The sequence below is a fragment of the Polyangium spumosum genome (assembly GCF_009649845.1).
In the GTDB taxonomy this organism is placed as follows: Bacteria; Myxococcota_A; Polyangia; order Polyangiales; family Polyangiaceae; genus Polyangium; species Polyangium spumosum.
Genome location: NZ_WJIE01000001.1, coordinates 128,418 through 151,773, shown reverse-complemented (window position 1 = coordinate 151,773; position 23,356 = coordinate 128,418). Strand labels below are relative to the sequence as shown.

The window sequence follows — 23,356 nt, the reverse complement described above, 5'->3', positions numbered from 1 at the left end:
GGCCAGGGGGGATGGTGCCGACCGCCCCGATGCCCGATCGATCGCGCGCGGGGATGATGCCGATACCTTCGGTGCCCGATCGAGCGGACCCGGAGGGCATTGTCAGGGGGATTGCGGGGGGGGTGAGCCGCCTGGGGGGCCCTTCTTGTTTGCCAGCGCGTCGGCGCGCATCTGCGCGAGCTGGTCGAACAAACCAAAGACCTGCGCCTCCAGGTCCCGCGGCAGCGCAAGGTTCACCGAGACCTCGTCGTTGAGCGCGCCTCGGAAGCGGCCCAGGACTGCCAGCGCCGCCGTCCGGATCCGCCCGGCGTCCCGACGCGCGCCCGTATCCGCGTCCGCGCGCTGGCTCAGCAGCGTCCCGATTTGCTCGGCCGTGCCCACGTAGCCCTCCGCCCAGTCGAGCAACGTCAGCCCCTCCGCGACCGGGATGAGCTGCAGGTCCGTCTTCAGACCCTCGATCTTCTTCCGGTTCTCGATCGCCGCGTGGACCTCCTCCACGTAGGACGCCTGAAGATTGTCGAGCTCCGGAATGATCGCCGCCCGCACCCGCAACGCTGCCGCCCGTACGTGCTCCGGCGCCTTGGGCCAGCGCGCGTATGCCTCTGCCATGTGCCAGATCGCCCCGCCGAAGCCGTCGTGCATGTCGTCGGCCTCCGCGATCTCCTCTGCCAGCGGCTTGCTCCCCGTCAAGGTGCCCGGCAGCGCGTCGATCTGCTGCTTCTTCGCCAGCAAGATCGGCTCGTACGTCTTGCCCGCGCCGGACAGGACCAGCGCAGGGTGTCTCTCGCTGAACAGATCAGCAAACGCGACCTTCAAGGCCGCGAGGGACAGGTATTTCATGCGAACGAACGGTACAGGTGGTCGATCCTACCCCGCAAGCCCGAAAGGAACCCCCCGCCGTCAGCCCTTCGGCAAATCCACGACGAACGTCGTCCCCTCGCACGCCGTCGAGCGCACCGTCACCTCGCCGCCGTGTGCGCTCACGATTTCCTTCACGATGAACAGCCCGAGCCCGATGCTCCGATCCGGGTCGTGCTTGTGGTCGCCCCGCTTGTAGGGCTCGAACAGCGTCGGTAACACCTCCGCGGGGATCGGCGTCCCCTCGTTGTGCACCTCCACCCGCACTCGCTCGCCGAGGTCCCGGCTCCAGATCGTCACCACGCTCCCGGGCGGGCTGTAGGTCACCGCGTTGCGCGTCAGGTTGTCCACCACTTGCGAGATTCGGTCCGGGTCCCAGATTCCCTGCCCCTCGCCCTCCGCATGGTGCACGATCTGCCGGCCCGCGTGCGCCAGCACGATCTCGTCCACCACCTGCTTGCACGTCGCGTGGATGTCCGACTCGCGCCGCGCCACCGGGATCCCCGTCCCCGTCCGCGCTTGCGTGAAATCGAGCAGGTCCCGGATCAGCCGCGTCGCCCGCTCCCCGCTCGACGCCACCCGCGCCGCTGTCTTCGTCAGCGGTGATCCCTCCGGCAAGGCTCGCCGCAGGATCACCGCCCCCGTCACCATGGCCGCGATCGGGTTGCGCAGGTCGTGGCTCACGATGCCCATGAGCTGCTGCTCGAACTCCAGCCGCCGCCGCGCGAGCTCCACCTCCCGCCGCCGCGCCGTCACGTCGAGCAGCGCCCCCACCACGCGGACTGCCTTCCCTTCCTGGAAGACGACCCGGCCCGAGACGCGCACCCAGCGCTCCTGCCCGTCGACGAGGCCCACGAGGCGATGCTCGAGCTCGTAGCGGCCCCCTCCGGCGCCCGGCTCGAGCGCCGCCGTGAACGTCGCGATCCAGGGCGCGAGGTCGTCCGGGTGGATCGCGGCGCGCGCCTGCTCGAAGCCGAGCGGCGCCTCCGCCGGCAGGCCAAAGAGCTCCTTGCAGCGCGCGTCGCAGCGCAGCTCGTTCGTGCGCGGATCCCAGTCCCAGATGCCGAGGCCCGTCGCCGAGAGCGAGAGCGCGAGCCGCTCGTGCGCGAGCCGCGCCTCTCGCTCGGCCCGAGACACGCGCACCACGTGCCGCACGATGTGCCCGAGCCGGCTGCCCGCGTCCGCGCCCTTCACCAGATAATCGGCGGCGCCCGCCTTCATCAGCGCGACGGCCGTCTGCTCGTCACCCTGGCCCGTGAGCACCACGAATGGGACGTCGATCTCCTCCTGCCGGATCGCCGCGAGCAACCAGGCGCCGTCGCGCCCCGGCATGTCGAGGTCCGAGATCACGCAGTCGAAGAGGCCGCGGCGGAGCTTCTCCAGCGCCGCGTTCGCCGACGTGGCCTCGTGCACCTCGATCGCCGGGTCGGCCTTGCCGAGCGCGCGCACGATCGCCATGCGGTCGACGACGTCGTCGTCCACCAGGAGGACGCAAAGCCGCATCGACCCCTCGCGTTTGGTCACGGCATCTCGACCAGGGTCCAGTACTTGTTCAGCGTCGCCATCACGTCGACGAAGTCGGCGAACTGCACCGGCTTGAGGAGGTAACCCGCGACGTTGAGGCGGTAGGCCTCGACCTTGTCGCGGTCCTCGTTGGAGGTCGTCAACACGACGACCGACGTCGACACGAGCGCGGGATCGGCGCGGAGCTCACGCAGTAGCTCGATGCCGTTCATCCTGGGCATGTTGAGGTCGAGCAGCACGAGCAAGCGCCGCCCGGCGATCGATCCGTCGCGTAGCTTCGCGAGCGCCTCGATGCCGTTCGTCGCCACGTGGATCGGGTTCGTCAGCCGGTTCTTCTGGAAGGCCCGCTTCACGGTCATGACGTCGACCTCGTCGTCGTCGACCAGCAGGATGTGGAGCTCGCGGTTATCCATCAGCCCTCAGGCTCTCGTCGCCTCGTGCTTCGGCCAGGTGAAGAACAAACACGCGCCTTCTCCCAGGGCCGACTCGATGCGCACGTGACCGCCTCGACCTTCGACGATCTTCTTGACGATCGCAAGCCCGATGCCGGTGCTCTCCACCTTGTCGCGCGCCTCGAGCGTCTGGAAGATGCCCCAGACACGCTCGTGGAACTCAGGCGCGATGCCCGGGCCATCGTCGCGCACGAAAAACTCCCACGTGTCGCCGAGGTCGCGCGCCCCGACGCGCACCTCCACGTCCGGCCTGCCCGCGTGCTTGAGCGCGTTGCCGATGAGGTTCGTGAACACCTGCTCGAGCGCGAGCCGCTCGGCGTCGAACGTCGGCAGCCCCTCGCCGAGGATCACGGCGGCCGGAGGCCGCGGCGCGAGCATCTCCACGACCTCGGTCAAGAGCCGGCCGACGTCGACGCGCTCGCGGCTCGCCTTCGAACGGCCGGCGCGCGAGAAGTCGAGCAGGCCCTGGATGAGCCCCTCCATGCGGCACACGCGGCCCCGCAAGAGGGACATCTTCTCGCGCGCGTCGTCGGTCATCGCCGGGCCGAGGTCCTCCTCGATCCACTCGGCGAGGCTGCCGATCGCGCGGAGCGGGGCCTTGAGGTCGTGCGAGGTGATGTACGCGAACTGATCGAGCTCGCGGTTCGTCTCGGCGAGCGACGCGGCGAGCGCCTCGACGCGCCGCCGCGCTTGCACCTGATCGGTCACCTCGATCGCGTAGACGGCGACGCCGCCGATGGCGCCGTGGGCGTCGCGGATGGCCTGGTAGACGATGTTGTACAGGCGCTCCGTGGGGCCCCGGCCGTCACCCGCGTCGAGCCGGACCGAGAGCTCGGAGGCGACGTAGGTCGCGCCCGTCGCGTGGACGCGGTCGAGGATCTCGAGGATCCCCTGGCCCTCGAGCTCGGGGAAGACCTCGCGGACGGTCTTGCCGACGACGTTCGTCCTCGACGCGAGGCGGAGATACGGCCGGTTGGCGAGCTCGAAGCGCAGATCCTCGCCGCGCAGGATGCAGATGCCCGCGGGCGCCTCCATGAAGAGGTCGTGTAGCTCCTTGCGCGCCGCCTCGGCGGCCTCGTAGAGGCGGGCGTTGTCGAGCGCGAGGGCGGAGCGGCGCGCGAGGTGCTCGGCGAAGGCGAGGTCCTCCTCGTCGAGGCGCCGCGGCCCCTCGCTGACGAGGGTGAGGGCGCCGATGACGCGGCCCCGCGTGAAGAGCGGGACGATGGCGTACGAGGTGAGGCCGAGCGAGCGCGCCATGGCGAGCTGCTCCTCGTCGGTCGAGGTCGCGACGAGCAGCTCGTCGGGGATCTCGGGCATCCACTCGGTCTCGCCCGTGCGCAGGACGCGGGGCACGCCGTGCGGGGCGTCCGGGTTCGGCGGGTACTTCTTCACGAGCTCGTGGGCGAGCGCGACCTTCTGTGGATCCTTGTGCTCGACCGCGAGGCGGCGGATGCTGCCGTCGGGCGCGAGCTCGTCGATGGCGCACCAGTCGGCGAGGCGCGGGACGACGAGCTTGGCGAGCTCGGCGAGGGCGTGGCGCGACGCGAGGGTCGAGGAGAGGCGCTCGGCGGCCTGGGCGAGCACGGCGAGGCGCTCCTGCTGCTTCTGCAGGGCCTCGCGGGCGCGCCTCTCGGCCTCGAAGGAGAAGGCCCGCTCGATGGCGAGGCCACACTGGGTGCAGACGGTCGAGAAGAAGTCACGCGTGACGGAGTCGAAGGTCGGGACGTCGCCGTAGAAGCTGAAGGCGATGCCGCCGATGATCGTGGTGGTCGTGCAGAGGGGGATGGCGACGACACCTTCGAGGCGCGCCTGCCCGCGAGGCAGGGCGGCGGCGGCGGGGAAGACCGCGGCGACGTCGGCGTGGCCGGCGAGCCAGACGGCCTCGCCGCGGCGAACGGCGTGGGTGAGCGGGACGTCGGCGTCGAGGGGCACGCGGCGGAAGCGCTCGAAGCGCTCGGACGTGGCGCCGGCGACGGAGGCGAGCTCGACGAACTGCCGGCGCTCGTCGAGCAGGTACACGAGCGAGGAGGTGGCGCCGAAGAGCTCGTGGCCATGGGCGGTGACGACGTCGCCGATCTGCTGGACGGTGGCGGCGCGGGCGAGGGCGGCGGTGATCTTCTGGAGGAGCGAGGCGCGGCGCGCGAAGGCCTCGAGCGCGCGGACCTTGGCCTCGAGGTCGAGCTCGAGCATGGGGGAGCGTCAAGGTAGGCGGGCGGCGAGGGCCGGGACAACCCGGGAGGTTCCTGATTGGGCGGTTCAGGCGGGATGAGGAGGCGGGCGCGCGTGGATGACACGCGCGGCGTCGGCGGCATCTGGTTCCCTTCTTGCGTGTCGTCGTGGTCGGGGAGGAGACCATGAAGAGAACCATGAAGGTCGTGATCCCGCTCCTGGCCGTCGCCACGCTCGGGCTCTCGCCAGGGAGCCTCGAGGCGCAGACGCAGCAGGCGCCGCCGGCGCCACGAGGCGCGCAGGCCGCCCGTCCGCAGAGGCAGGTCGTCGTGCACCTGACGAAGGACGCGGGGGACCTGCACGCCGTGGCGATGTCGCTCGACCTGGCGCAGGCGCTGCAGGAGGGGGGCGCCCGCGTGACGTTGTTCCTCGACCTCGAGGGCGTGCGCCTGGCCGATACCCGTGTCCCGAACCAGCTCGGCTGGGGCATGGGCAAGCAGACGATCGCGGACCGTTACAATCGCTTCGTGAAGGCGGGCGGCAGCGTGCTGCTCTGCCCGCATTGCGCCGAGAACGCCGGCCTGACGACGGCCAACCTGCGGCAAGGCGCGCGGCTGCCGACGCCGCGGCAGCTCGCGGAGACCATTCTGCAGGCGGATCAGGTCATCGATTACTGAGCCCCGCCGGTTTTCCCCACACGCGCCCGCTTGCCCGCTCGTGGCATCCGTGCTTACTGACCCGCATGCTCCAGCGGCTCCTGCCTCTCGCGGCGGCCCTCGTGGTGGTCGGGTGCGGGAACCCGAATGCAGGCGCGTCCAAGGGCCCGGCGGCGCTCCGGAAGGTCGCGCCGAACGAGCTCCGCGCGCCGGCCGACTTCGCGGGCATCACGGACACACGCGAGCGCTCTCGGGCCCTGTTCCTCGAGGCGAGCCGCGTGCTCATGCATCCGCGCTGCGTGAACTGCCATCCGAACGGCGACGTCCCGCATCAGGGGATGAACATGCAGCTCCACGACCCGCCGGCCGTGCGCGGGCCCGACAACCACGGCGTGGTCGGGATGGAATGCACGAGCTGCCATCAGGACAGGAACCAGGAGCTCACGCGCGTGCCCGGCGCGCCGCAGTGGCACCTCGCGCCGCTCGAGATGGCCTGGGTCGGGAAATCGGCGCGCGAGATCTGCGAGCAGATGAAGGATCCGAAGCGGAACGGCGGGAAGACGCTCGCCGAGATCGTCGAGCACAACACGCATGACGCGCTCGTCGGCTGGGGATGGCACCCGGGGGCGGACCGCGAGCCGGTCCCGGGGACGCAGCCGCAGTTCGGCGCGATCGTCGCGGCGTGGGCGGAGACGGGGGCCGAATGCCCCGCGGAGGGGGCGAGACCATGAGCGTGCGTATTCGCGTGAACGGCGTCGAAAAGGCGCTCGACGTCGACCCCGAGATGCCCCTGCTCTGGGCCCTGCGCGACGTGCTCGGGTTGACCGGGACGAAGTACGGCTGCGGCCAGGCGCTCTGCGGCTCGTGCACGGTGCACCTCGACGGAGAGGTCGTGCGCGCGTGCGTGACGCCGGTCCGCCGCGCCGACGGGAGAGCGGTCACCACGATCGAAGGGCTGTCGCCGGACGGGAGCCACCCCTTGCAGCGGGCGTGGGTCGAGCTCGGGGTGCCCCAATGCGGGTTTTGCCAGGCCGGGCAGATCATGACCGCGGCGGCCTTGCTGAAGGCGAAGCCCAGGCCCTCGGACGACGAGATCGATCAATCGATGGCCGGGAACCTCTGCCGGTGCGGCACCTATTCGCGGATCCGCGCGGCGATCAAGAAGGCGGCCGGGATGCCGGAGGGCGAGCGATGAGCCGGGAGGTCGTGCGCGTGACCCGGCGCGATTTCCTCGTCGGGCTGAACCTGTCTTTGGCCGGGCTCGCGATCGGGCTGCCAGCGCTCGGCGACGAAAAGAAGCCGCCGGGGCTCGACCCGAACCCGTTCGTGCACGTGGCGCCGGACGGGACCGTGACCATCGTCTGTCATCGCTCCGAGATGGGCCAGGGCGTGCGGAGCACGATTCCCGTGCTCATCGCCGAGGAGCTCGGCGCGGACATGGGGCGCGTCGTCATCCGGCAGGCCGTCGGCGACAGGAAGTACGGCGATCAGAACACCGATGGATCGAGCAGCATCCGGAAGTTTTACGACAACCTCCGCCTCGTCGGCGCGACCGCGCGCACGATGCTCGTCGCCGCCGCGGCGGCGAAATGGAAGGTGAAGCCGGAGACCTGCGAGGCGCGCGGGCACGTGGTGCTCCACGTGCCCACGAAGCGCTCCCTCGGCTTCGGCGAGCTCTCGGAGGCGGCGGCGAAATGGCCCGTGCCGAAGCCCGAGGGCGTGAAGGTGCGGCCTCGGGACGAGCTCTCGCTCTTGAAGAACCCGAAGCTGCCGCTCGTCGACGGGCCCGCGTACGTGACGGGCACAGCCGGGTTCGGGGCCGATCTCGGGCTGCCGGACATGCTGATCGCGGTGATCGCGCGGCCGCCGGTGGTCGGGGGGAAGGTCGCGAGGTACGACGCGTCCCGCGCAACGAAGATCCCGGGCGTCAAGCGGGTGATCGAGATGCCCGCGGCGGCGCGTCCTTATGGCTTCCAGACGTGGGGCGGGATCGCGGTGCTCGCGGAGAACACGTGGGCCGCGATGCGCGGGCGCGAGGCGCTCGACATCACCTGGGACGGGGGCGAAAACGAGAAATACGACTCGAGGGTGTATCGCGACGAATTGCTCGCCTCCGTGCGCGCGGCGGGGACGCCGTACCGCGCGCTCGGCGACGTCGACGCGGCCTTCAAGAAGGCCGCGCGGATCGTCGAGGCGGAGTACGTCGTGCCGCACCTCGCGCATTTGCCGATGGAGCCGCCGGTCGCGCTCGCGCGGGTCGGGGGCGGGCGCTGCGAGGTCTGGGCGCCGACGCAACATCCGCAGGCCGCGCGGAGCACGGTGGCGAAGCTGCTCGGCCTCGGCGAGGAGGCGGTCACGGTGCACGTGACCTTGCTCGGCGGCGGGTTCGGGCGAAAATCGAAGGCGGACTTCTCCGCGGAGGCGGCCTTCCTCGCGCGCGAGGCGGGCGTACCGGTGCGCGTGCAATGGACGCGCGAGGACGACGTCCGGCACGACTATTACAACACGGTGAATGCGCAGCGTTTCCGGGCGGGCCTCGATGAGAAGGGCAAGGTGATCGCGTGGCACCATCGCACGGCCTTCCCGCCGATCGCCTCGACCTTCGGCGACGTCGACAGGCCGGGCGTCACGGACCTCCAGCAGGGCGTGCTCGATCTCGCGCTCGACGTGCCGAACGTGCGCGCCGAGGCGTGCCCGGCCAGGGCCCACGCGCGGATCGGCTGGTATCGATCGGTCTACAACATCTTCCACGCCTTCGGGATCGGCTCGCTGGTGGATGAAATCGCGCACGCGCGCGGCGCGGATCCGCGGGACGTGTGGCTCGAGCTCATCGGGCCGCCGCGCACGCTGGGGCTCGCCGAGCTCGGGGTGGAGAAGCTCGCCAATTATGGCGAGACGCTCGAAAAACACCCCGTGGACGCGGGCAGGCTCCGGCGCGTGATCGAGCGGGTCACGGAGGCCTCGCGGTGGAGCGCGCGCAAGAAGGACGGCCGCGCGTTCGGGCTCGCGGCGCATCGGAGCTTCGTGACGTACACGGCCGTCGTGCTGGCCGTCGTGCCGGACGCGCGGAACAAGGTCCGCGTCGACGAGGCCTGGATCTCCATGGATGCGGGCACGGTGGTCAACCAGGACCGCGGGCGCGCGCAGATGGAGGGCTCGGTGGTGATGGGGATCAGCAATACGCTCTTCGGCGGGATCACCATGAAAGGCGGGGCGACGGAGCAATCGAACTTCCGGGACGCGCGTATCGCGCGGATCGGCGAGGTGCCGCGGAAGATCCACGTGGACCTCGTGCCGAGCGACGGGCCTCCGTGCGGCGTGGGCGAGCCAGGCGTGCCGCCGGTGGGGCCGGCGCTGGCGAATGCGGTGTTCGTGTTGACGGGCAAGCGGATTCGAGAGATCCCGCTCTTGCGGGGGCTCTCGGCGTAGATCGTCCACGGCTCGGCTTGCCTGGCTCGGCGTCTTTGTGGCAAGGGGCTCGGGTGACGCACGTCCTCGTGGTGGATGTCGGCAGCTCGTCCGTGCGCGCCGCCATTTGTGACGGGAGCGCTCAGATCGTCGCGGAGACGGCCGAGGCGTATTCGTTCACGGTGGCCGCGGACGGCACCTCCGAGGTGGACGCGCGGCGCCTGCAGGGCATGGTCGAGCGGTGCGTCGATCGGATCCTGACGAACGCGGCGCCGATCGAGGCCGTCGCGCTCGCGACGTTCGTGGGCAATCTGCTCGGCGTGGACGGGGAGAATCAGCCCGTGACCCCGGTCTACACCTACGCGGATACGCGCCCGGCGCCCGAGGCCGCCCTTCTCGCCGCCGAGGGAGGTATCGCCTCTCTGTACCAGGCGACGGGCTGCCCGCTACATACCGCGTATCATCCCGCGCGGCTGCGCTGGTATGCCCGCGCGCGGGGGGCCGCGCCTGCGATCTGGCTGGATTTCGCCACGTACCTCTATCGCGCGTGGTTCGGCCGGGAGGTCCCGTGTAGCCATTCGGTGGCCTCGTGGAGTGGCCTCTTCGACCGCGCTTCCCGGAGCTGGTCTGCGGAGTGGCTCGCTCGCCTCGGGCTCGGCCCGGAGAGGCTCCCTGCCCTCGCCGATTTTCGCGAGGCTGAGGTCGGCCTCGCGTCCGCTCATGGCGAGCGCTGGCCGGCGCTGCGCGACGTGCCGTTTTTCCTGGCCATCGGGGACGGGGCGGCGGCGCATATCGGCGGCGGGGCGATATCGCCGCGGAGCACCTCCCTCACCGTGGGCACGACGGCGGCGCTGCGGCAATTGCGTATGGCCGAGGTCCCGCCGGGCGAGGTGCCCGAGGGGTTGTGGGCGTATCGTCTCGACGAGCGGCGCGAGCTCGTGGGGGGAGCGACGAGTGAAGGCGGCAACGTCCACGCCTGGGCGCGCGCCCATTTGAAGCTCGACGCGGAGCCGCTTGCCTTCCGCGAGCCCTTCGCGCACGGGCTCACCGTATTGCCCATGTTCGCGGGCGAGCGGAGCCCCGGGTATCGCGCCGACGCGACGGCCACGTTGCACGGGTTGCGGCTGTCCACGACCGCGTTCGACATCGTCCAGGCGCTCTTCGAGTCGGTCGCCCTGCGGATCTCGCAGGTCCACGACGCGCTCGGCGGCAGCGACGCGCTTCATGCGGGAGGCGGCGCGCTCCACGCCTCGCCCGATTGGGCCCAGATGTTCGCGGATGCCATGCAAACGCCCGTGTATCTCATGGGCGAGGAGGCGACGCTGCGCGGCGCGGCGATGCTCTTGCTGGAGGCGCTCGGAAAGGGGGCCCTCGACGTTTTCGCGCCGCGCGTTTCGCGGATCTTCGAGCCGCGGGCCGAGGTCGCCGAGGTGGTTCGGGCGGCCAAGGAGCGGCAGATCGAGCTCTATCGGAGGCTGTATTCGTGAGGTTGAACGGCTACCAGCGCAGCTCGGCCGGCAGGTATTTTCCGATCAATTCCTGATAATAGGGACGCAGCTTCGCCACGTCGGGCGGCGCGTCGGCCTTCGAGTAGAGATCGTACGGGTTGAACCGCCGCACCCACTCCATCATCCGCCGATCCTGCTCGTTCATGAGGTGCGCGTACGCGCCCTCGCGGTGCGCCGCGTAGAACGAGTGATACCGGATCATGTACAGGGCCTCCATCGGGAGGTACTCCTTCACCACGTGGTAGAGGTACTCGTCGTGCCCCCACGACATGTGGACCTCGGAGAGCCCACAGCCCTCCTCGTACATGCCACACGGCGTGCGATAGCGCGGGTTTTGCAGGTCCGGGTTCCTCGCGAAGAGCTCGGGGAAGACGATCCGATCCGAGAACGCGCAGCCCACCGGGAACGTGTCGCCCACGACGGCCCATTGCGGCTCGCCCCAGAGCGCAAGGACCTTGCCGGCGTCGTGGATCAGGGCCGTCAGGACGAACCACGGCGGCTGATCGTCGCGCCGCGCCGCCTCCGCGGACTGGAGCGCGTGCGCGATCTGCGAGCTCTCCGTGTCCGGATCGCTGTCGTCGACCAGCCGATCGAGTTTCTCGAGCACCTCCCACATGCCCGCCCGGCGGCGATCGAGGCCGAGGTATCGGCGCTCCTTCTCCTGCACGAAGGCGAGCGTCTGGTTCTCGTGGTTCAGCCGGTAAAGCTCCTTGACGCTCGGCCGCGCCTCCGCGCGGTAATCGCGAAACTCCGAGGTTTCCTTCTTCTCGATCTGTCCGAGGTGCTCGCTCACGCTCATCGTTCGGGGCAATAGCGCGGAGGTCGGGGCGGCGCTAGGATTCTCCCGTGCGGGCGTTATGGGTGGTCCTCGGTTGCCTCCTCGCGCTCCTCGCCGTTTCCTGCGGCAGGGGCGAGCGCGCGAGCGCGACCACGCGTGATTCGAAGCGAGAAGCGCGCTTCGCCGTCGTCACCCACGGCCAGGCCTCCGATCCATTCTGGTCGGTGGTGAAGAACGGAATCGACCGGGCGGCCAAGGACATGGGCGCCAAAGTCACGTACCAGGCGCCCCAGACCTTCGACATGGTCGCGATGAGCCGCCTCATCGACGCCGAGGTCGCCCGCAGGCCCGACGGCCTCATCGTCTCGGTCCCGGATCCCAGCGCCCTCGCGCGTTCGCTCCTCGCCGCCAGAGACGCGGGGATCCCCGTCCTCACCATCAACGCGGGCGGCGACGAGGCGCGCGAGATGGGCGCGCTCCTGCACGTCGGACAGAGCGAATACGACGCCGGCAAGGCCGGCGGTGAGCGTATGGCGAGCGCCGGCGTGCGGCGCGCGATCTGCGTGAACCACGAGGTGGGCAACATCTCCCAGGACGAGCGTTGCCGCGGCTTCCTCGACGCGCTCACGAAGGCGGGGGGCACAGGCCGCGTGCTCGCGGTGAATGCCACGAGCCCCACGGACACACAACAGAAGATCCTCGCCGCGGCGACGCCCGAGGTGGACGGCATTTTCACGCTGGGCCCGCCCGGCGTGCACCCCGCCCTCGCGGGGCTCTCGCAATCGGGCCGGCTCGGCCAGGTGAAGGTCGCCACCTTCGACCTCTCGCCCGACGTCCTCGCGGCGATCCGCGACGGGAAGATCCTGTTCGCCATCGATCAGCAGCAATACTTGCAGGGGTATCTCTCGATCGTCTTGCTCGACCAGTACGTGCGAAACGGCTTGCTCCCCGCGGCGGAGGCCATCCCCACGGGGCCGTCGTTCGTCACGAAGGAGAACGCGGCGGCCGTGATCGACGCGAGCAAGAAAGGTATTCGTTAGCCGTGTTCGTGCGCAAGTTGCTCCAGCGCCCCGAGCTCGGCGTCGCCTTCGCGGTCGCCGCCGCCTGGCTCTTCTTCGCCATCGTCGCAGGCGATTCTGGGTTCTTGACCCTCTCCGGCACGGCGAGTTACCTCGCGATCGCCGCCGAGCTCGGGATCCTGGCCGCGGCCGTTTCGTTGCTCATGATCGCGGGCGAGTTCGACCTCTCCGTCGGCTCGACCATGGCCGCCGGCGGGATGACCATCGCCCTTTGCACGACCGAGCTCGGCTGGCCGTTATGGGCGGGCATCGGGGCGGCCGCGGCGCTCTCGGCCTGCGTGGGCCTCGTCAATGGGCTCATCGTGACCCGCACCCGATTGCCCTCGTTCATCGTCACGCTCGGCACGTTGTTCATCCTGGCCGGCGGCACGATTGGCGTGACGCGCCTCATCACCGGCCGGACCCAGGTGGGCGGCCTGGAGGAGTCGGGCGGCTTTGGCGCCGCGGAGAAGCTCTTCGCGGGTATGCTCGGGCCCTTCTCCGTCACGCTGTTCTGGTGGATCGGCGTCACCACGCTCGCCACGTGGGTCCTCGTCCGCACGCGGCCGGGCAACTGGATTTTTGCCGTTGGAGGCGCGCCGGACGCCGCACGTCGGCTCGGAATCCCGGTCGACCGCGTAAAAATCCTCCTTTTCATGACCACCTCACTCGCGGCGTGCCTCGTCGCGACCTTTCAAACCGTGCAATTCCGCGGCACCGACGTCCTCCGCGGCACGGGCAAGGAGCTCGAGGCCATTCTCGCCGCGGTCCTCGGCGGCACGCTCCTCACGGGCGGCCGCGGGTCCGTCGTCGGCGCGGCGTGTGGCGCGCTCCTCTTCGGCATGGTCCAGCAGGGGATCGTGTTCTCGGGCGTGGATTCGGACTGGTACAAGGTGTTTCTCGGCGCGGTCCTGATCCTGGCGGTGCTGCTCAACAGCTCCGTCCAGATGCGGGCGGCGGAGGCGCGGCGATGAACGACGACGCGAATGGAAGAGCCCCGATCCTGGAGGCGGATCACGTCACCAAGCGGTTCGGCCGCGTCACCGCGCTCGAGGACGTCTCGATGTGCGTGTATTCGAGCGAGATCCTCTGCGTCCTCGGCGACAATGGCGCCGGCAAATCGACGCTGATCAAGACCCTCTCCGGCGTCCACCCGCCGGACGAGGGGCGCTTGCTCGTGGACGGCGAGCCCGTGCGGTTCTCCTCGCCGCGGGGCGCCCTCGCCCGCGGCATTGCGACGGTGTATCAGGACCTCGCGATGGTCCCGATGCTCTCGGTCGTGCGCAACTTTTTCCTCGGCGCCGAGCCCACGCGGGGCGTGTGGCCCTTCTCGCGCCTCGATCTGCGCGAGGCGGAGGGCGTCGTGCGCGCCGAGCTCGCGCGAATGGGGGTCGAGCTCCGGGACGTATCGGTGCCGGTCTCGGCCCTCTCGGGCGGGCAACGTCAGGCCGTCGCCATTGCGCGGGCGATCCATTTCGGCGCCCGGGTGCTCATCCTCGACGAGCCGACGTCCGCGCTCGGCGTCAAGCAGGCGGGTATCGTCCTGCGCTTCGTGAGGGAGGCGCGCGCCCGCGGCTGCGGCGTCATTCTCATCACCCACAACCCGCACCACGCGTACCTGGTCGGGGATCGCTTCACCATCCTGAACCGGGGCCGCTGCGAGGGCACGTTCACCAGGGCGGAGATCACGCAGGGCGAGCTCGTCCGGCGCATGGCGGGCGGCGAGGAGCTCGAGGCGCTCCAGCACGAGCTGCGCGCCTCATGACCGATACAGCACCTCGCCCGCGCTCCGTACGACGAGGAGCCCCTCCTCTTCCCGCCCTTCCCATTCCGCCGGATCGATATCGCGGACATCGGTAAATCCAAGGTTGATCCGCCGGCAGCGCGGTTCCGGGATCCCCGTCGCGAGCGTCACCTGGATACGCGGCCGCTCTCCGTGTTGCGCGTCGTAGCTGCCCGCGCCTTTCACGTGGGTGCTGTGGGCGAGGATGGAGAGCGGCACGCCGCGGAAATGGTCCCACTGGGCGAGGAAATAGTCCCGCACGTGGTAACCGACGCGATCGATGAGCGCGCCGTGGGTGAACGAGACCTCCACGAGGTGCGGCGCGAAGATGACGACCTCGCCGCCGTCCTCGATGACGGGCTCGGTCTTGTACATCGCCTTGGCCGCCGTCCAGAGATCGGCATATTTGCTGGAAGGGAGCGAGAGCACGCGCCGATAACGCCGCTTCGTGTGCACGACGTTGAGCTCGTTCGAGAGATCGGCCGCCGCGCTCCACGCCTCCTCGTGAGGGCCGACGTAAAGCCCGTGGAGGTCCGCGCCGCGCAACACGAGGGCCGCGCAGGAGACGGGCACGGGCACGAATTCGGCGGCGCGGTGGATCACCCTGCGCACCATCGTGTCCTTCACGCCGATGGTGGACATACTCGTCGAGAGCGCGCCGAGCCAGTGCGTCGTGTCGATGATCTCGCGGCCCGCGATGCCGGGAAACAGATACTTGGCGCCCCCGGAGAAGCCCACCACCTCGTGCGGGAACACCGGGCCGCAGATCAAGATGTGATCGTAGTCGAAGATCCTCCGATTGATCCGCACCTCGGTCGCGATCGAGAGCAGCCCGCCCGTGAGGCGCGCCATTTCCTCCTCGCCGATCACGCCGAGGGTCGCGAGCGCGTCGGGGTCGTCCCACGCGTGATTGAAGATCGAGGTCTTCCCGCCGTCACGACCGGGCGCGTCCTCTCCGACGAGACGCTCGATCGCGGCTTCATCCATCGGCGGATGTGTGCCGAGGGCGATCAGGTAATCGAGGCGCGAGACACGCCCGGCGAGGAGGGAATGCAGGTGCCGGAAGAGGAGCGGAATCGGCGCCGTGCGCGTGGCGTCGGGGAGGAGGACGAGCAGCCGCCGGCCCGTGAGCGGCAGCGCCTCGAGCGCCTCGGCGAGGATTGCAAAGGTGGCCTCGTCGGAGAGCGTCCGCGCGGCGGAGCCGTGGCCGTTCACCATTTCATACCCCGCTCTGCGCGGAGAAACCGCCGTCCACCGGCAGGACGATCCCCGTGACGAAGGCCGACGCGGAGCTCGCCAGGAAGAGCAGCGCGCCCGAGAGATCCTCCGGCGCGCCCATCCGCGCCATCGGCGTGTGAGAATGGATCGAGCGCCCCCGCTCGGTCAGCGCGCCCGTGTCGTGGTCCGTGAGCAAAAATCGGTTTTGTTCCGTGAGGAAAAAACCGGGCGCGAGCGCGTTGACGCGGATGTTCGGGCCGTAGCTCTGGGCCATGTGGACCGCGAGCCAGCGGGTCAGGTTGACGACGGCGGCCTTGGCCGCGCTGTACGCGGCCACGCGCGTGAGCGGCCGATCGGCGCTCAGGGACGTGATGTTCACGATGCTGCCCCGCCCCCGCTCGGCCATACCACGCCCGAAGACCTGGCAGGGCCGGAGCGTGCCTTGCACGTTCAGATCGAAGACCTCGCCGAAGGCCGCCGGATCGAGCTCGAACAGGCTACGATCCGGCCCCGTCGTGCCCTTCGGGTGGTTGCCCCCTGCCCCGTTCACGAGGATGGTCACCGGCCCGAGCGTCGCCTCGACATCCCGCGCCGCCGCCTTCAGCGCCTCGGTATCGAGCACGTCACACGACACCGCGAGCGCGTCGCCGCCGTCAGCCCTTATCGAATGCGCCAGGGCCTCGCAGGGATCGAGCCTCCGCCCCATCACGGCCACGCGCGCGCCCGCCGCGGCGAGCGTGCGGCAAAACATGGCGCCGAGCACGCCGCTGCCGCCCGTGACGAGCGCCACCTCGCCGCGCACATCAAAGAGCGCCGTCGGATTCATCATGGTCCTTTCCCCTCGTCGAGCCGATAAGCGCGCTCGGCCAGACCCACCGCGTTTTCCCGGGCGAGCACCGCCGCCGCCTCGGCGTCGAGCCTGCCCGTCACCACGAGCCCCGCGAGCCAGTTCGAACTCACCCGGCGCCAGACGTCGTGCCGCGCCGGGATCGAGCAAAACGCCCTCGTATCGTCGGTGAACCCGGCGGTGTTGTAGAGGCCCGCCGTCTCGGTGACCTGATCGAGGAAGCGGACCATTCCATTCGGGCTATCGAAGAACCACCACGGCGGCCCGAGGAGCACGGCCGGATAATACCCGGCGAGCGGGGCGAGCTCGCGCCCGTAGGTGCTCTCGTCGAGCGTGAAGAGCAAAAGCCGGAAGCGCGGATCGTCGCCGAACGCCTCGAGCAGCGGCCGCAAATTCCGCGTCCACTCGGTGGCGACGGGGATATCGGCGCCCCGATCGGGCCCGAAACGCGCGAGCAGGTCTCCGTGGTGGTTGCGCAGGCTGCCGGCGTGGAGCTGCATCACGAGGCCGTCCTCCACGCTCATACGGGCCATCTCGAAGAGCATGTGGGCCGAAAAGAGCGCCGCGTCCCCCTCGTCCGCCTCGCCCCGGAGGGCGCGGAGAAAGATTCGTTCGGCCTCCCCGGCGTCGAGCCGCTCGGCGCGGGGCGTGACGGCGCCGTGGTCGGTGGCGGTGGCGCCGAGCGCCTTGAATGCGGCCCGCCGCTCCTCGAGGGCGCGGATGTAATCGGCGTAGCGCGTGATATCGATACCCGCGGCCGCGCCGAGCCGCTCGATGTTCTCCCGGAAGCCGGGCGTATCCAGGTGGACGACCGCGTCGGGCCGGAAGGTCGGGCGGACGTCGAGCCGGCCCTCGGAGCGAATGCGGCGATGATGTTCGAGCGAATCGGCGGCGCCGTCCGTGGTGCACAGGACGCGAATGTTGAATTTTTGGTAAAGCGCGCGTGGCGAGAACTCCGGCCGCTCGAGGCGCTCGGCGAGGTGATCATAAACGCGCTGGGCGTTTTTCCCGTCGAGCCGCTCGGTCACGCCGAAGACGTCGATGAGCACGTCCGAGAGCCAGAGCCCGCTCGGCGTCCCGGCGAAGACGTAAAAATGGTCGGCGAACCGTTGCCAGACACGGCGGTGGTCGCGCTCGTAGCGGCTGCCGTCGCGGGTGGGGACGCCGAGGTCTTCCATGGGCACGCCGCGGCTGTGGAGGAGGCGGCAGACGTAATGGTCGGGGAGCACGAACAGATCGGCAGGCGAGCCGAAGCGGGCCGAAGGATCGGCGAGCAGCGCGGGATCCACGTGGCCGTGCGGGCTCACGATGGGCAGGTCACGCACCAGGGAATGAAGCTGCCGGGCGAGCGCGCGTTGCGAGGGCTCGGCGGAGAAGAGGCGGTCGGGGTCGAGCGTCCAGCGGGGAGGCATTTCTCCCAGTATAAAGAACGCTGCGGCGACGCCCAGCGAGCCGACGCGAGCGGCGGGAGGGAGCGCGCGGTCGTGAGGGCGGCCGAGAGCGGGAACGGTGCGATCCCGCAATCACGGGACGGGCGCGAGGTGCGCGATCTGCGTCCACGGCGCCCAGCCGTGCGACCCATCCCAGTTACGATACCAGAGGTTCTTCACGGCGTCGCGCGCGTAGACCTGGATCCGCGAGCGGTCGAACTGATCACGCCAGGCGATGGCCATCGGGTTGCCCACGAAGGGCGCCCCGGTGATGCTTCCCGACGGCTCTTCCCAGTCACTCCACGACCCGCTCGGCGCGCCAATCTGCGTCTTCTGCTGGATGCCGTCGTCGGCCCGCAGGATGAAGAGGTCGATTCGCCAAAGGCCGTCCTCCGCCCGTGACGCGGCGGCCACGGGGTCGCCTGCGTGGGCGGCAGCGCCGTCCGCTTCGGGTGCGACTTCGTCGAAAGTGTACGCGCAATCGTCCTCTTCAGCGCTGCCGTCGCATTGGCCCACCCAGATGGCGCCCGAGGTGCTGCGGAAGAAGACGCTCTGGTGGAAGACGTTCTCGTGGTCCCGAAATGCGACGACGCTGGGGCTGCCGCCGACGGAGTGATGACCGAGCTCGACCCATTTGCCCCACACGCCCGAGGCGCCTCCGTCGGTGGAGGTGAAATCGCGCCGGTAGAGGCGCTCGTCGGTCCGCCGCTCGACGACCGAGAGCAGCACCGTCTGGTGGTCGCTCCCCATCCATTGGCTCACGCTCGGGATCCCCGTGCCGCTCGGCGCGTCGCTCATGATCGTCCATTCGGACCAGTTCTCGCACGTATCCGCCGCGCCGACGCACCGGCGGTGATAGATGTAATCTCGCGTGTCGCGCGCGAAGAGCTCGTGACGGACGTCGCCGCCGACGACGTAGGAGACGGCCGAGATCGATCCGGGCTGGAAGCCGGAGAAGCCTTGATCCGTGGGCCCGCCGAGGGACTCGTGCTCGGGGACGACGACGAGCTCGTCATGGAACTCGACGGGCGCGCAATGGTTCGTCGAGGAGCCTCCGAGGTGGGGGATCCGAGCCGAGGCCATGCCTTGCGCGCCGATCCCCAGGACGAAACCGGTCGGATTGACGGCGCTCCCGGAGCCCGCGCTGGGCTTGCCGATCGTGATCACCACGTTGTCGTCCATGGGATAGGCCGTCAGGGTGGCGAACTGCGGGCAATCGGGGCAAGGGTCTTCTGGAATGCAAGACGCGCTGAACCACGGCGTGATCTCCCCGTTCGAGTAGACGATGCGCTTTCGTGTCACCCACGTGCGGCTCACGAGATTCCCCCACGTGTCGTACTCCTCGTTGCACTCGCCGCGGCACTGCTCCTCGGATTGGGGCACCGGGGTGCAGTTGCCCGGCTGATCCCACTCGCCGAGGAGGTATCGCTCCGGCTCCGGCGCGCTGCAATCGTTGAGCCGGCACTGAGGGTTCCCGCAGAGCACGACCGGCTGGTCTCCCCCGCACCATTGCCCGCCGATCTCCCGATCCGGGCAGAAGCAGGTCTTCGCCCTCGAGCAGGCCGCGTCGACCTCGTCCTGCCCGTCCGCGCCGTCCGTGTTGATCCAGTCGTCGAGGCCCTGCTTGTCGCCATTCGAGACGCAATCTGCGTTGTTTCGGTCGAGGAAGACGGCCCAGAACACCCCGAGCCAAGCCCAGCCAGTGCCGCCGGCGTACAAGGTGTATAAACCACACCACGCATACTGGCTCGCCCAGCAATCCACGAGCTCTTGATTCGCAGCGTTCTGATCCGCGCAGTCCCCACCGCAGAAGAAGGCCCGGTCGTGCTCGAGGCAGCAGGACCGCCACGGTATCTGGCAGACACCAAACGGATCGCCGTACAGCGGGCTCGTGATCGCCCAGATGATGGGCGCGTTCTCGGAGCAAATGCTGTCCTTGTCCCAGCATCGATCGTCGCTGTAGCGGTCCGGCAGGTCGACGAAGGTCGGAAGCGGATCCTCGCAGACGGTCGTCGCCGTCCGATGGGGAGGGTTCCCCGTGCAGGTGAGCGGGACGTCGACGCTGCCCGGGTAATGCTGGTTCCACCGGGTCATTTCGGACATCATCGCTCTCCACCTGCGGCTGTCGGCCGCCGCCATCGCGACGACTCGATCGTATTTCTTCATGACCGCCGCGGCCGCGACGCTCGAGATCTGTTCGAGCGTGAGCGGGGCCTCGCCCCCGGCATGACTCCCCTCCGCGACCTTCTCCTCGCCGCCGATCGTACAGCGGGCCTCGTACCTCCACGTCGACGTCGAGTCGTCGAGCCATTGCTTCACACGGACGTCCAGCGCGTGCAGCACGGAGGGGTCCTCCGGATCCGGCAGCTCGACGCGAATGACGGAATGACCTTGCTCCATCTCGTCCCAGCGCGTCACCAGCATGACGAGCTCGGTGCCCGCCTCGTCCGAGAAGTAACGATCCGTCGCTGGCTCGATCCACGCGCCGCTGGGGTTCTCGTACGGCGCGCCGGCGCGCGCCTCCCGGCTCGCGACGGGGAGCGAAGCGAGCGAAAGCGCGAGCGCGAAGTTCGCCCGCCACCGCGTTTTTCGAGTCATGACCTTGTCACCTCCGGCGTTCGTCGCCCGGGCATCGGGGACGCGCAAGGGAGGCTAGAGCGCCGAACGGTTCGATCGTCCCAGGAACTACGCGGCGTTGGCCATGTCGCTGCGACGCTGGATCACCTCGAGGTTCAGCACGGTGGCATGGCGCCTCAGGTCGAAGAGGTTGTTGCGTAAGCCTCGATAGCGGGCACGTGGCCCCTGCTTGGACGCAAGGTGGGCGAGTCGGTGCTCCACGCCAACGCGCTTCCTGAGGGCTTCGCGGCCTTTGGTCGTCCCGACGAGTTTGCGGAATCGTTGCTGCCTCTGCTCGTCGGCAGCGATGCTTATGGTCCGGCCGGCGTCGTTGCTCGCTTTCGTGCAGCGAGACCGCAGAGGACACGCATTGCAGATTGCGGGGTCGAATTCCACGACCTCACCAGGACGGAATCTCTGCGTCTGGCCCGCCGGGCACGTGACCGTTCGGAGCCGGAAGTTCAGCTTGAAGTCGGCCTTCTTGAAGAGGTCGCCGTTGGTCCCGTTCCATGGCTTGCAGTACACCTTCGCGCCATTTTCAGCCGAGGCTTCGACGATCTCGCTGTTCACGTAGGCTCGGTCGACGAATACCTCTCCAATGGCCTCGTGCCGTGGCGAGCGCGCGAGATCCTCCTTTAGATCGGCAGCGCCTTCCCCTTCCGGGCGGTTGGCCGGCGTGACGGCGCACGCCAGGATCAGCTCGGTGTCGAGGTCCGCGGCGATATGCTGCTTGTAGCCGTTGAATCGCTTGCTCTTGCTCTTGCGCCCGTGGCGCATATCGGGGTCCTCGATCGAAACGCGGCGATCCTTCGCGACCCCTTCGCGAATCCGTGGTCCGCCGCCTGGCGGCTCCGGATCCAGGTCCTGCTCGCGAAGCTGCGCGATGAGCTCGAGCAGATCCTTGAGCGGAGGCTCCTCCGCTGCCTCGCCGACCTGCGCGCGGATCCAGGCTTCGATGGCGTCAATCTGCCTCACGAGCTCGCCGATTGCGTCGGCCTTCTGCTCTGGATCCGTCCAATCGATGTCCAGCCCCGTCTTGATGCTCGACGCCAGAAACACGGGCGCGCCTGCACAAGCCGCGATCTCTTCGGCCCTGCGCCCGAGCATCATGGCGGCGGCAGAAAGCAGCTTCGCCGTGGCGCGGCCGAGCAGATTGAAGGTATCTTCGACACGCCCAGCGCCCTCCAGCGGTCGCGAATCGACGCCGATCCGTAACGACTTGGGTAGCTTTTTCCAATCGAAGCCTTTCGTCTTCTTCGCGAGCTCGACGGTGCGCTCGAGGAGGCGAAGATCCATGTCGTGACGGATCAACCGCTCACGGAAGCTCTGCAGCGTGCCTTGCGCGAAGGCCGGTTTCTTGGAGCCGAGCATGCCGAGCACGAGCTGCCATCGCCGATCGTCGACCATCGAGTCGATGGCCTCGGCATCGGACGCGCCCGTATACGCTTGCAGAAGCAAGACCATGCATAGGAGCGCGGGGGGCACCGGCATCTTGCCCTCGCCTGTATCGCGGTACATTGCCGCGAGCTCGTCCTGGAAAGCCTCGTCGAAAAGCTCCGCGCGGTGAAGGCGCAAGAAGGCGAACTGCCGACGGCGCTTGCCGAGTCGGTCCAGCATCTCCTGCTCTTCCGCGATGATGAGCGGGCTCGGGGTCCAGCGGGGAACGGTCGTCAACACAGCAATCCACTCCGTCGGCTGGGCGAGCCGCGCATAGTGGATCATGCCTGAAGGCGCGTGTCGATCCCCATCGCACAAGTCCGCGAAATGAGGGGAGAAGTGGAACTGATCGCCGCTCTAGAGGGTCTCGCGTGCTCGGATCCATACGGGGAAACCCATAGGCCGCAAAGCTACAGCTCTCCCCAGAACCGCGCCGCGAGCGCGGCCCGGTTCGACGCGCCACATTTGCGCAGGACATGCGTGACGTGCACCTCGACGGTGCCCTCGGTGCAGCCGAGCGCCGCCGCGATCTCCTTGTTCGTCCGGCCCGACGCGACGAGCGAGAGCACCTCCGCCTGGCGATGCGTGAGCGACCAGAGCGCCTTGGCGCGCTCGAGGCGCCGCTCGACGCCGCCTCGCTCGGGCGCGGGGAACGCCTCCGGGGCGCGCGCGCCGGCGACGGCGACGGCAATGAACGGCACGAGCTCGTCCACGAGGCCCCGACCCTCGGCGCCGCGCTCCGGCCCGCCGACGTCGATCTTGCCCACCGTGCGGCCCGCGACCGTGAGGACGAAGCTGCGCTCGGAGCGGCCGCCCCGCGCGCCCACCTCGCGAAGGAGCCTCGCGTCGCCATCCATGCCCGTGAACCAGAGCGCGACGTGATCGTGACCCATTTCCCGATGGAGCAGCTCGAGCAGCGCGTCCGCGAGGACATCGAGATCGGTGTATTGCGTGAGCTCCTGCGCGATGAGCGGGAGATCGGCCTTCGACGGGCGCTTCGTCGCGCGGAGGGCATTTCGCGGCCAGCCGATCTTCGCGCGGAACACGCAGGTCGCGGCGCCGAGCGCGCGGCAATGCGGGTGCTCGAGATCGGCGACGCGCGCGCCGAGGATCTCGAGCGCGCGGCCGAGGAACCCGAGGATCGTGACGCACATGAGCCGGTCGACCACGGCCCAGCCCTCGAGCTCGGCCGTGACCCGAGAGGCCCCGAGCTCCGCCTTGAACGTGCCGGTGTCGTGGCTCCGCCGCCAGTACAGGTCCATGTTGCGTATCGCGAACGAGGCCGGCACGAGGCGCAGGTACCAGCGGTGGGCGGTGCCGAACTCGCGGTCGGCCTCGTAGCGCCCGAGCGCGAGCAACATCGAGTCGCCCGGTCCGAAGCGCTCGTGGATGGCGTGGATGAGCTTCTGGCTCAACGCGACGTCATACCAGCCGGCCTCGTCGATCTCCGTGAGCCTTTCGCGTTCCGAGGGCAGCAAGCGCTGCAAGGCCGAGCGCCAGGCCTCGGGGCCGAGCCGCTCGACGAGGAACGCCTTCTTGTTGAGCAGCTTGATCCCCGCCTCGAGCCCCATCCGCGCGCTCACGACGTCGCGATACGTACCACGTCTCGAGGCC

The 23,356-nt window shown here is 69.3% G+C and carries 19 protein-coding genes; 8 read left to right on the top strand and 11 right to left on the bottom strand.

What is annotated here, in order from left to right; translation table 11 throughout:
• Nucleotides 1–102: 102 nt before the first annotated feature.
• The 4 genes from GF068_RS00695 to GF068_RS00680 are packed head-to-tail and all read right to left on the bottom strand — an operon-like array spanning nt 103 to nt 5,024.
• On the bottom strand, nt 103–840 hold the full coding sequence (locus GF068_RS00695) for a hypothetical protein (RefSeq protein WP_153817362.1): 738 nt from the start codon (nt 838–840) through the stop codon (nt 103–105).
• Nucleotides 841–900: 60 nt separating this feature from the next.
• The gene (locus GF068_RS00690; protein ID WP_153817361.1) at nt 901–2,382 is read right to left on the bottom strand and encodes an ATP-binding protein; all 1,482 of its coding nucleotides are present in this window, start codon (nt 2,380–2,382) and stop codon (nt 901–903) included.
• Complete coding sequence (locus GF068_RS00685) at nt 2,379–2,795, bottom strand: response regulator (RefSeq protein WP_153817360.1); 417 nt, start codon at nt 2,793–2,795, stop codon at nt 2,379–2,381. The genes GF068_RS00690 and GF068_RS00685 overlap by 4 nt, the downstream gene beginning before the upstream one ends.
• A 6-nt stretch (nt 2,796–2,801) precedes the next feature.
• Complete coding sequence (locus GF068_RS00680; RefSeq protein WP_153817359.1) at nt 2,802–5,024, bottom strand: GAF domain-containing sensor histidine kinase; 2,223 nt, start codon at nt 5,022–5,024, stop codon at nt 2,802–2,804.
• A gap of 164 nt (nt 5,025–5,188) precedes the next feature.
• Here GF068_RS00680 and GF068_RS00675 point away from each other — a divergent pair, with 164 nt between their 5' ends.
• The 5 genes from GF068_RS00675 to GF068_RS00655 all read left to right on the top strand — a co-directional run bounded on the left by GF068_RS00675 (nt 5,189) and on the right by GF068_RS00655 (nt 10,554).
• Entirely contained in the window at nt 5,189–5,680 is a 492-nt protein-coding gene (locus GF068_RS00675) for a DsrE family protein (RefSeq protein ID WP_153817358.1), read from the top strand.
• 65 nt (nt 5,681–5,745) lie between these two features.
• Complete coding sequence (locus tag GF068_RS00670; protein ID WP_153817357.1) at nt 5,746–6,390, top strand: Isoquinoline 1-oxidoreductase subunit; 645 nt, start codon at nt 5,746–5,748, stop codon at nt 6,388–6,390.
• Nucleotides 6,387–6,854, top strand: coding sequence for a (2Fe-2S)-binding protein (locus tag GF068_RS00665; protein WP_153817356.1), 468 nt, complete (start codon nt 6,387–6,389; stop codon nt 6,852–6,854). The genes GF068_RS00670 and GF068_RS00665 overlap by 4 nt, the downstream gene beginning before the upstream one ends.
• Nucleotides 6,851–9,088: a xanthine dehydrogenase family protein molybdopterin-binding subunit gene (locus tag GF068_RS00660; RefSeq protein WP_153817355.1), complete on the top strand. Its 2,238-nt coding sequence runs from the start codon at nt 6,851–6,853 to the stop codon at nt 9,086–9,088. Before GF068_RS00665 ends, GF068_RS00660 begins: the two co-directional genes overlap by 4 nt.
• Before the next feature lie 53 nt (nt 9,089–9,141).
• Entirely contained in the window at nt 9,142–10,554 is a 1,413-nt protein-coding gene (locus GF068_RS00655; protein ID WP_170319234.1) for an FGGY family carbohydrate kinase, read from the top strand.
• 10 nt (nt 10,555–10,564) lie between these two features.
• Here the strand turns inward: GF068_RS00655 and GF068_RS00650 are convergent, their stop codons facing one another.
• On the bottom strand, nt 10,565–11,374 hold the full coding sequence (locus GF068_RS00650) for an inositol oxygenase family protein (protein WP_153817353.1): 810 nt from the start codon (nt 11,372–11,374) through the stop codon (nt 10,565–10,567).
• Between the two features lie 47 nt (nt 11,375–11,421).
• On the opposite strand from GF068_RS00650, the gene GF068_RS00645 reads away from it, so the two are divergent.
• The 3 genes from GF068_RS00645 to GF068_RS00635 are packed head-to-tail and all read left to right on the top strand — an operon-like array spanning nt 11,422 to nt 14,176.
• Nucleotides 11,422–12,393, top strand: coding sequence for a sugar ABC transporter substrate-binding protein (locus GF068_RS00645; RefSeq protein WP_338046143.1), 972 nt, complete (start codon nt 11,422–11,424; stop codon nt 12,391–12,393).
• Nucleotides 12,394–12,401: 8 nt separating this feature from the next.
• Nucleotides 12,402–13,385: an ABC transporter permease gene (locus tag GF068_RS00640; RefSeq protein ID WP_420814108.1), complete on the top strand. Its 984-nt coding sequence runs from the start codon at nt 12,402–12,404 to the stop codon at nt 13,383–13,385.
• Nucleotides 13,382–14,176, top strand: a complete 795-nt coding sequence (locus tag GF068_RS00635) for an ATP-binding cassette domain-containing protein (protein WP_240806553.1) — start codon at nt 13,382–13,384, stop codon at nt 14,174–14,176. Before GF068_RS00640 ends, GF068_RS00635 begins: the two co-directional genes overlap by 4 nt.
• On the opposite strand, the gene GF068_RS00630 is transcribed toward GF068_RS00635, so the two are convergent.
• From GF068_RS00630 to GF068_RS46805, 6 genes are all read right to left on the bottom strand, one after another.
• Entirely contained in the window at nt 14,171–15,412 is a 1,242-nt protein-coding gene (locus GF068_RS00630; protein WP_153817352.1) for a lactate racemase domain-containing protein, read from the bottom strand. The genes GF068_RS00635 and GF068_RS00630 overlap by 6 nt on opposite strands.
• Before the next feature lies 1 nt (nt 15,413).
• Nucleotides 15,414–16,241 carry an SDR family oxidoreductase gene (locus GF068_RS00625; protein WP_153817351.1) on the bottom strand — a complete coding sequence of 276 codons (828 nt, stop codon included), beginning with the start codon at nt 16,239–16,241 and terminating at the stop codon, nt 15,414–15,416.
• Nucleotides 16,238–17,671, bottom strand: coding sequence for a glucuronate isomerase (gene uxaC / locus GF068_RS00620; protein WP_153817350.1), 1,434 nt, complete (start codon nt 17,669–17,671; stop codon nt 16,238–16,240). The genes GF068_RS00625 and uxaC overlap by 4 nt, the downstream gene beginning before the upstream one ends.
• Nucleotides 17,672–17,782: 111 nt before the next feature.
• Nucleotides 17,783–20,287, bottom strand: a complete 2,505-nt coding sequence (locus GF068_RS00615; protein ID WP_153817349.1) for a DUF8189 domain-containing protein — start codon at nt 20,285–20,287, stop codon at nt 17,783–17,785.
• 87 nt (nt 20,288–20,374) lie between these two features.
• Nucleotides 20,375–21,922 carry an IS1182 family transposase gene (locus GF068_RS00610; protein ID WP_153818295.1) on the bottom strand — a complete coding sequence of 516 codons (1,548 nt, stop codon included), beginning with the start codon at nt 21,920–21,922 and terminating at the stop codon, nt 20,375–20,377.
• A gap of 230 nt (nt 21,923–22,152) precedes the next feature.
• On the bottom strand, nt 22,153–23,325 hold the full coding sequence (locus GF068_RS46805) for a LuxR C-terminal-related transcriptional regulator (RefSeq protein WP_206079373.1): 1,173 nt from the start codon (nt 23,323–23,325) through the stop codon (nt 22,153–22,155).
• Nucleotides 23,326–23,356 lie beyond the last annotated feature (31 nt).

What these genes read in the sequence shown, in the direction of transcription:
- GF068_RS00615 (WP_153817349.1), bottom strand. Translation starts at nt 20,287, where the DNA reads ATGACTCGAAAAACGCGGTGGCGGGCGAACTTCGCGCTCGCGCTTTCG.
- GF068_RS00625 (WP_153817351.1), bottom strand. Translation starts at nt 16,241, where the DNA reads ATGATGAATCCGACGGCGCTCTTTGATGTGCGCGGCGAGGTGGCGCTC.
- GF068_RS00685 (WP_153817360.1), bottom strand. Translation starts at nt 2,795, where the DNA reads ATGGATAACCGCGAGCTCCACATCCTGCTGGTCGACGACGACGAGGTC.
- GF068_RS00670 (WP_153817357.1), top strand. Translation starts at nt 5,746, where the DNA reads ATGCTCCAGCGGCTCCTGCCTCTCGCGGCGGCCCTCGTGGTGGTCGGG.
- GF068_RS00675 (WP_153817358.1), top strand. Translation starts at nt 5,189, where the DNA reads ATGAAGAGAACCATGAAGGTCGTGATCCCGCTCCTGGCCGTCGCCACG.
- GF068_RS00635 (WP_240806553.1), top strand. Translation starts at nt 13,382, where the DNA reads ATGAACGACGACGCGAATGGAAGAGCCCCGATCCTGGAGGCGGATCAC.
- GF068_RS00650 (WP_153817353.1), bottom strand. Translation starts at nt 11,374, where the DNA reads ATGAGCGTGAGCGAGCACCTCGGACAGATCGAGAAGAAGGAAACCTCG.
- GF068_RS00610 (WP_153818295.1), bottom strand. Translation starts at nt 21,922, where the DNA reads ATGCTGGACCGACTCGGCAAGCGCCGTCGGCAGTTCGCCTTCTTGCGC.
- GF068_RS00680 (WP_153817359.1), bottom strand. Translation starts at nt 5,024, where the DNA reads ATGCTCGAGCTCGACCTCGAGGCCAAGGTCCGCGCGCTCGAGGCCTTC.
- GF068_RS00630 (WP_153817352.1), bottom strand. Translation starts at nt 15,412, where the DNA reads ATGGTGAACGGCCACGGCTCCGCCGCGCGGACGCTCTCCGACGAGGCC.
- GF068_RS00660 (WP_153817355.1), top strand. Translation starts at nt 6,851, where the DNA reads ATGAGCCGGGAGGTCGTGCGCGTGACCCGGCGCGATTTCCTCGTCGGG.
- uxaC (WP_153817350.1), bottom strand. Translation starts at nt 17,671, where the DNA reads ATGCCTCCCCGCTGGACGCTCGACCCCGACCGCCTCTTCTCCGCCGAG.
- GF068_RS00665 (WP_153817356.1), top strand. Translation starts at nt 6,387, where the DNA reads ATGAGCGTGCGTATTCGCGTGAACGGCGTCGAAAAGGCGCTCGACGTC.
- GF068_RS00695 (WP_153817362.1), bottom strand. Translation starts at nt 840, where the DNA reads ATGAAATACCTGTCCCTCGCGGCCTTGAAGGTCGCGTTTGCTGATCTG.